The sequence below is a fragment of the Methanosaeta sp. UBA356 genome, assembly GCF_002496465.1.
GTDB classification, from domain to species: domain Archaea; phylum Halobacteriota; class Methanosarcinia; order Methanotrichales; family Methanotrichaceae; genus Methanothrix; species Methanothrix soehngenii.
On record NZ_DAKC01000009.1, the window covers coordinates 1 to 6,823 of the forward strand.

7 protein-coding genes are annotated in these 6,823 nt (G+C 49.7%); 1 reads left to right on the top strand and 6 read right to left on the bottom strand.

Features of this window, described 5'->3' with window-relative positions:
- Positions 1-517: 517 nt before the first annotated feature.
- Both BP727_RS00515 and BP727_RS00520 read right to left on the bottom strand, forming a co-directional pair.
- The gene (locus BP727_RS00515; RefSeq protein ID WP_286856770.1) at positions 518-2,251 is read right to left on the bottom strand and encodes a sirohydrochlorin chelatase; all 1,734 of its coding nucleotides are present in this window, start codon (positions 2,249-2,251) and stop codon (positions 518-520) included.
- A 29-nt stretch (positions 2,252-2,280) separates the two neighbouring features.
- On the bottom strand, positions 2,281-2,958 hold the full coding sequence (locus BP727_RS00520; protein ID WP_273467155.1) for a ZinT/AdcA family metal-binding protein: 678 nt from the start codon (positions 2,956-2,958) through the stop codon (positions 2,281-2,283).
- A 202-nt stretch (positions 2,959-3,160) separates the two neighbouring features.
- Here BP727_RS00520 and BP727_RS00525 point away from each other — a divergent pair, with 202 nt between their 5' ends.
- Entirely contained in the window at positions 3,161-4,114 is a 954-nt protein-coding gene (locus BP727_RS00525) for a cache domain-containing protein (RefSeq protein WP_286856773.1), read from the top strand.
- A gap of 122 nt (positions 4,115-4,236) precedes the next feature.
- Here BP727_RS00525 and BP727_RS00530 read toward each other — a convergent pair whose 3' ends face one another.
- The 4 genes from BP727_RS00530 to BP727_RS00545 form a co-directional block, all read right to left on the bottom strand.
- Complete coding sequence (locus tag BP727_RS00530) at positions 4,237-4,767, bottom strand: metal-dependent transcriptional regulator (RefSeq protein WP_286856775.1); 531 nt, start codon at positions 4,765-4,767, stop codon at positions 4,237-4,239.
- Between the two features lie 108 nt (positions 4,768-4,875).
- A complete protein-coding gene (locus BP727_RS00535) occupies positions 4,876-5,166 on the bottom strand; it encodes a hypothetical protein (protein WP_013718280.1) in 291 nt (96 codons plus the stop codon).
- Positions 5,167-5,333: 167 nt separating this feature from the next.
- A complete protein-coding gene (gene feoB / locus BP727_RS00540) occupies positions 5,334-6,638 on the bottom strand; it encodes a ferrous iron transport protein B (RefSeq protein ID WP_202795816.1) in 1,305 nt (434 codons plus the stop codon).
- Positions 6,635-6,823: hypothetical protein (locus tag BP727_RS00545; RefSeq protein WP_286856779.1), on the bottom strand; the 189-nt coding region annotated here is incomplete at its 5' end. The genes BP727_RS00545 and feoB, both read right to left, overlap by 4 nt.

Here is a 6,823-nt window from a genome sequence, read left to right on the forward strand (position 1 = left end):
AGTGCCACGCTGTTCAGGTTTTAAATCTCAGTTCAGCTGCCCGTCTGCAGCCGGAACAAACCTTCATGATATAATACACCTCTATAAAGTTAGACTGTCGTATTCAGTGCCTTGAGGCTTCGCCGATTGTGAAACTTCCATGGCAAAGTCCAAAGGACAGAAGGAGCATTTATGAGGAGGAAACCGATGGCCAACGTTCCATCCGTCCTTATGGGCTCTGATGTACCCGATATACTCTGTTAGGCGGCAATAACTTGATCCCTAATAGCGATAGGATTTTCTGAAAATACAAAAGAAAACCCCATTATTAGCTCTTAAATGCTCGAGATCCTGTGCCTTGAAATGCCAAATCCAAATGGACAATTCGCGGCTATTATGCCGCCATCTGATCCAACCGCAAGTCGTATGTCAGGAGTTCGCCCCGGCCTCTCGGCGATGGTCGAGGCGATTACCTGCAGGAGTTTTGGCCAATCCGTTCAGTTGAGGTACAAGAGGCCTCAAGCCTCCTTTGAGGTTTCTAAGCCCTCACCTCCTCTGCGACCTTGTACTCGATCCATCGGGCGATGTTTGGATGAGGATCGAGGTTCTCAGAATAGCCATAGAATCCCTTTCCATTGTATGTATAGTTGAGTCCTTCCAGGCGTTCGGCGATCAGATCATCTACGTATCTCGTTCCCATGCTGTTGACGGTGACCACGATCGCAGCTTCGCCTTGGGCTTTCTCCACAACCTCTCTTATGTTCGGGCTGCCCTGATACTCCATGAAGCCGAACCTTACATCCTTGAACTCTGAGCCTGCCTTTATCTTCTCGATCAAGGACCTAGCCTGAATCTCGCTTTCCTCAAAATAAGTCGAGCTTCCCCACAGAGCTAAAATCAGCGTTTCATTGCTCTCATCACTGCTAACCTCTCTCGCTCGGTCCAATATCAGATCGGCAATTAAAAGATGGTCGTCGATCGGCCCGGTCACCTCAGCGCGAGTTCCTTCATGCAACGGTGCGGTCATGAGAATCTTCGTCTGGTTGATGCTTTGCAGAGCGGAATAGATCTCTTCTCTCGCCTCCTCATGGTCGATGGTGTTTCCGGTGAAAAGAGTGACAGCAATTATCCTTCTAGCCCCCTGATCGAGCAGCTTGCCAATTCCTCCAGGAATGGTTTCTTCTTCCGCGGCGTTCTCTGCAAATGCCACTGCAATCGGCATGCTTGAAAACATCTGATTCACCTGACCAGCCAGCTCTCTTACTGCCTCAGCCCTCTTCGGATCGCTGGATCCGTGATCGACGATCAAGATGCCTTCCATGCCCTCGCCTATCTCACACCTGACCCGGTTCTCAATCCACCTGGCGAGATTGGGATGAGATGCCAGAGTAGTTCTATCGTAACGACAGCTATAACCTTCGAGAGTCTTTGGAATCTGGCTATCGGTTATAGATCCTCCAGCGATCATCAGGGGAAGAACGATCACGCTTCCATTCCCGCTCTCAGAGGAGAAGCCTGCTTGGGAGGCATTTCTCATTGCCGACTCCACCGTCAGATCGGGATACAGGGTTTTATTGCCGTGAATGAATGCGTACCTGACATCTCTGACCTTTATTGGAGGACTGGCCCAGTAGCGCAGGTAGTCCTTGACCTCCTCTGCCAGCCAGCTCTGACAGCAGACCTGAGATCGGATGTCTCCTTCCTCGTCAGTTCCATGTGAAAGAATCACCACCGTCTCATTGGACGGATCACTGCTCATCTGGGAAACCCAGTCCGCCAGAATGTAGGCCACCAGAGAATGATCATCTAGCGCGCGGGTCATGGTGATATTGGCAGTGGTGTTCACCCGAGCCAGATCTTCGCCTGAGGGGAGAGTCTCTCTAAGCCTCAGCACATACTCGATCTCCTGAATATGGCTGCTGTATGAAGACACGAATAGAGGAATTGCAATAATATCCCTGATCCCTTGCGATTCAAGCCTTTCAACTGCATCGTCGATGCTCTCATTAGGAACAAATTCCAGAAATCCCAGCTCCACCGGATAGGGTAAAGATACGTTTGCTACGACCTGACGAACCTGCTGACACCATAAATCCTCATCGCTCCCGTGCGCTACCACCAGCACCCCCAGCTCACCTCCTGACTTTTCAAATGCAGAAACCGCCTTGTCCATAGCCTCATTTGCACCTTCGCCTTCTGCCAAGGCTGGCCAGGTTATTGACAGGACGATGACGAGAACTATGGCAATCAGTCTGATGCTCATTGTCTTCATATACCAATACTCCATTAAAAATAATAAAATTAGTTCGAAACGCTCTTCTCGCCCAGAGAATTCGCAGTATTGGCTGCCGCCTCGTAGACCGGATCCATGAGAGGATCATCCAGCAGCTGCTCCGTGTTAACCCACCTTCCGCTCCATTTTTCAAGAGAGAGAGTGTTGTTGGAGGCTTGTTTGGCTGCGACGGCAAATGCCCCGATCGTCTGAGCCTCGGCACTGTAGGCGTTTGAGACCATTTCGGAATTGGTCCCGTTAGCAGCCATGGTTGGATACCACATCCCGTAAGCAGGATTTTCCATCAAGATATCAAAGCACAGCTTGCCGTATCTCATATGCCAGTGAGTAAGCCCGGCCTCATCGTGAACCGCGGTCGCTATCACGTGTTTGTATTCCAAGCAGCCTTCTTTGTCCGATCGCAAATTGAACATATGCCACTCTACCGGATATCCCTGAAAGTCTATGGTCTTGGATCCCACGTAATCGTATTCGCCCTTGCATTTGACAGAGCCTTCCGGGCTATAGAATGTGATGTTGTTTCCTGATATCTCAATATCCCCGAAGTCTGTCTTTTGCATGGCGTGGAAGAAATTGCTGATATCGTCGACGGTGAAATTGCTGCTTTCATCAGCTGCCGCGGCAGGAGCTATGATCATCACCAAAGCTGCCATGGCGATGACAATTGAGCCATTCAATGCATTCATTTTCAATACCTCTATTTTAAACCAGATGCAACTGCATCCGCAAGATGTAACTCTAATATTAGGCATATTTCCAATTAACCCAAATTAAATTAGAAAATACAGCATGATCCTAACATATCAGGAATTCTAGCTTATGAATTGAAGTTTGAAAAATCTAAATCCACCGAAACGATTAAATGAATCGATGCATTCTGCAGCAACTATGAGACTAATAGCTCTTTGGGCAATGCTTTTCGTTTTCACAGCCATTGCACTCAGCGCATCAGCTGCAGAAGACAAAACCAGCAAATCTATGAATAATAGTTCATCAATTTCAGAACTTGTCGATTTCGTAAAGGAAGCTCGTGATTATGCACGTGAAGAGGATAGAGAGAGTGCATGTCAGCAATTCAGCAATAAGACTGGCGAGTTCGTGCGAGGGGATCTGTACATTTATGCGTACGATTTTCAGGGGATAAATGTCGCTCATCCCTTCCGCCCTGATTTTATAGGCGAAGACAAGATCAATTTGACTGATCCGAATGGAGTGGCCTTGATAAAAGACCTGGCTGACTGCTCCCGCAGAGGCGAGGACTCTACTTATTTCATATTTCCTAATCCGGATCATGGCTCCGAAGATGAGCTGAAGATCGGCTATGCGGCCAAGGTTGATGAAAACTGGTGGGTGGGCTCTGGCGTCTATTTATCAGATCTTCCGGACTTCTTTCCACTAGAGTCAAGAGAGAATCTGGTATCCTTCGTGGATGAAGCGGCAAAATACGCAGAGGAGAACGGAAGAGATGCGGCTCTGCAGGCATTCAATGACAGGAACAGCTCATTCGTTCGAGGGAACCTCTACATTTTTGCCTACGACTTCAATGGCACAGTGCTGTCGCTGCCCTATCAGCCTGAGCTTTTAGGATCAGACCGCATGGATGCAAAAGACGAAAATGGCGTGCGATTCGTACGAAATTGCATTGATCAGGCAAAGAGAGGGAGAGGCTATCTGTATTACCTCTATGCCAATCCCAGCAAGAATATGGAGGAAGAACTCAAGCTGGGCTATGTCAGGAGCGTTGACAATAACTGGTGGCTTGGTGCAGGAATCTATGCATCGGAATCAAATGCCACAAATGCCACAAGCTCAACATATCTGGGTGAGATCGGCCGCAATTAGATCGATGAATCAACAAGAAAATAGCGTGCTGCCTCCTTTCTGCATAATTGGGGCCGCACGCTCCATAAGCTTTTGTGACCATTTATTTCTAACCCAAAAGGCGCTTTTTCATTCAGCTATAATCAATCATTGCTCCCGCAGTGATCTGCTTTCCTTCGCATTTCTGCTCCCATTTGAGCTGCCATGGTCTGACTAAGCCTCGCATCCTTGATGCAGGGATGCTTTCCCAATTCGCAGAAAATGGCGAAGTGATCCAGCCACTGAGGATGATCCGGGGCGGTCTCGATGAAGCTCACAAGGCTCTTGATCTGCTCCACAGTCTTGGGGTGGAGCTCATGCTCGATCACGCAAGCATCCTCGTCCGCAATCTGTTCAGGAACGCCGATGAACTTCAGGAATGCAAATATCGTGTCATGACGGTCCTTGATGACGCGTCCGATCTCTTCGCCTTCTGCGGTAAGATATAGTCCTTCGTTCTTCTTGTAGATGAGATATCCCCGATCGTTCAGCTTTTTGACCATCTCCACAACCGAAGGTGGCTTGGTTCCCAGCTCCTTGCAGATATCCCTGATCCTGACATGCCCCTTCTCCTGGGATATGACGTAGACAGCCTCAAGGTAGTCCTCTGCCTTTCTGGATAAATCGCTTTTCATATCTACTCTAGGTAAATTTGATCGACGTTAATATCAATATTCCTGCAATTTCAATCTTTGCGGCCTCGCACCGTTCACTAGCCGTATCGCTTATCAGGCCGCATTTATTTACCAGGCCATTCCTCTGGTCATCTTCCTCATCATCGGCACCAAAGGCAGCGCTACGATCAGGAGGACAGTGGCTGGAGAGATCTCGGACAGCAGCGCGAAATCCTCCACCTCTCCCAGGAGGTACATTAGCCAGTCTGCTCCCGTCATAAGCAGATAGAGCCCACCCACGGCTCCTGAGAGGAAAAGTCCTCCCATGAGAAAGGACAGCCCTTCTCTTCGGCCTGCAACGAGGCTCTTTGCTCCCATCAGATATGTCGCCGATATCACCAGAAGAACCGCAATGCTCAAAATTCCTCCTGGGAACGATTCCCGGCCTCCAATCGTTTCTGCAAGGGCTTGTGCTCCGTATCCGACTCCCAACACAAGGGCGTATATGCCCAGCAATCTTCCTGTTCTAACGCTAAATTCTTTCATATTTTGTTTCCATAATCGCCATTTATCAGCCTTAAGCGGCTCTAGCTCAATCCCAATAGCCTTCCCGCACCGATGATCATACCTGCAATGATGAAGGCAAGCGCTGTTTGGTATACAAGTGCAAAGGCAGGCCATCGAATCGAGTTCGTCTCCTTCGCAATCGTCCCGATAACTGCAACGCATGGCACGTATATCAGTACAAAGGCCATGAATGCGAAGCCTGTTAGCGGCGTGAAGACCCCCTGGCTCACCAGCGCATCTCCCAGGCTGGCCTCCTCGGCTCCAAGCAAAATGCCGTAGGTACCGACTACCACCTCTTTAGCGACAAGGCCGAACAGGAGCGCTACGGCGGCCATCCAGTCCCACCCGAAGGGCTGAAACAGCGGCTCAATTGCATGTCCTATCCAGGCGATGTAGGATTCAGCTATCACCTGGCCGCCGGATGTCGCCTCCCAGGGGTGAACAGATAGGAACCAAACAAGGATGGCAGCTCCAAATATGATCGTTCCCGCCTTTTTCAGGAACATTTTGCCCCGTGACCACATATGGAGGATGGCAGTACGCGCTTTCGGCACGGCATATGTGGGCAGCTCCAAGACGAAGGGCGAAGGCTCTCCCTTGAAGAGGGTCCTTCTAAATATCAGGGCCATTGCAACCGCTAGCATGATTCCCAGAGCATATACGGCAAAAACGGCTGTTCCAGCATAAGCCGCACCGTAAAGCGCTCCGGCTATCAGCACGTACACAGGAAGCCTGGCGCTGCAGCTGATGAGTGGGGAGATCAGCATTGTGATCATCCTATCCTTTTCGTTATCCATGCTGCGGGCGGCCATGATTGCCGGGACGTTGCAGCCAAAGCCGATCATCAGCGGTATGAACGAACGACCGTGCAGGCCCAGGTGATACATGAACCGGTCCATCACGAAAGCGGCTCGCGCCATATATCCGCTGTCCTCCAGAATCGAGAGCGCCAGAAAGAGGCCGAAGATCGGCGGAATGAAGACCAGCACCGATCCCAGGCCGCCGATTATGCCCAAGGAGACAAAGGATGCCAGATGGGGATTGGATATGATCTGATCCGACCAGGCCCCGAGCATTTCAAAGATCTTCTCGATAATGACCACAAACGGCTCTGAAACGGCAAATGCGAACTGGAACATCGTCCAGAGCATTGTCAGGAATATCGGTACGCCCAGATACTTATTCAAGAATACCTGGTCCAGCATATCCGATAAAGTAAATATTTCTTCGCTGCCCTTCTTAACAGTAGAGTCCATTATCGATGCTATCCTCTCGTATCTCCTTTGCGCAAGGGCAGAGCTCAGGTTTTCAGCGTATTCGCTCATTTTATTGCCGCCTCTCCGGCTTTGATTATGCATAGAATCTTCGCCAGCTGGGACGATGATAGATCGGCTCTCGTCTGTTCCATGACCCTCTCATCTCCCTCTAGCATCTTTATGGCCAGCCATCTCTTTGGATATTTCCCATTGAGCGCTGTGCACTCTTTGATTACCTCCTCAACTTTGTTTAT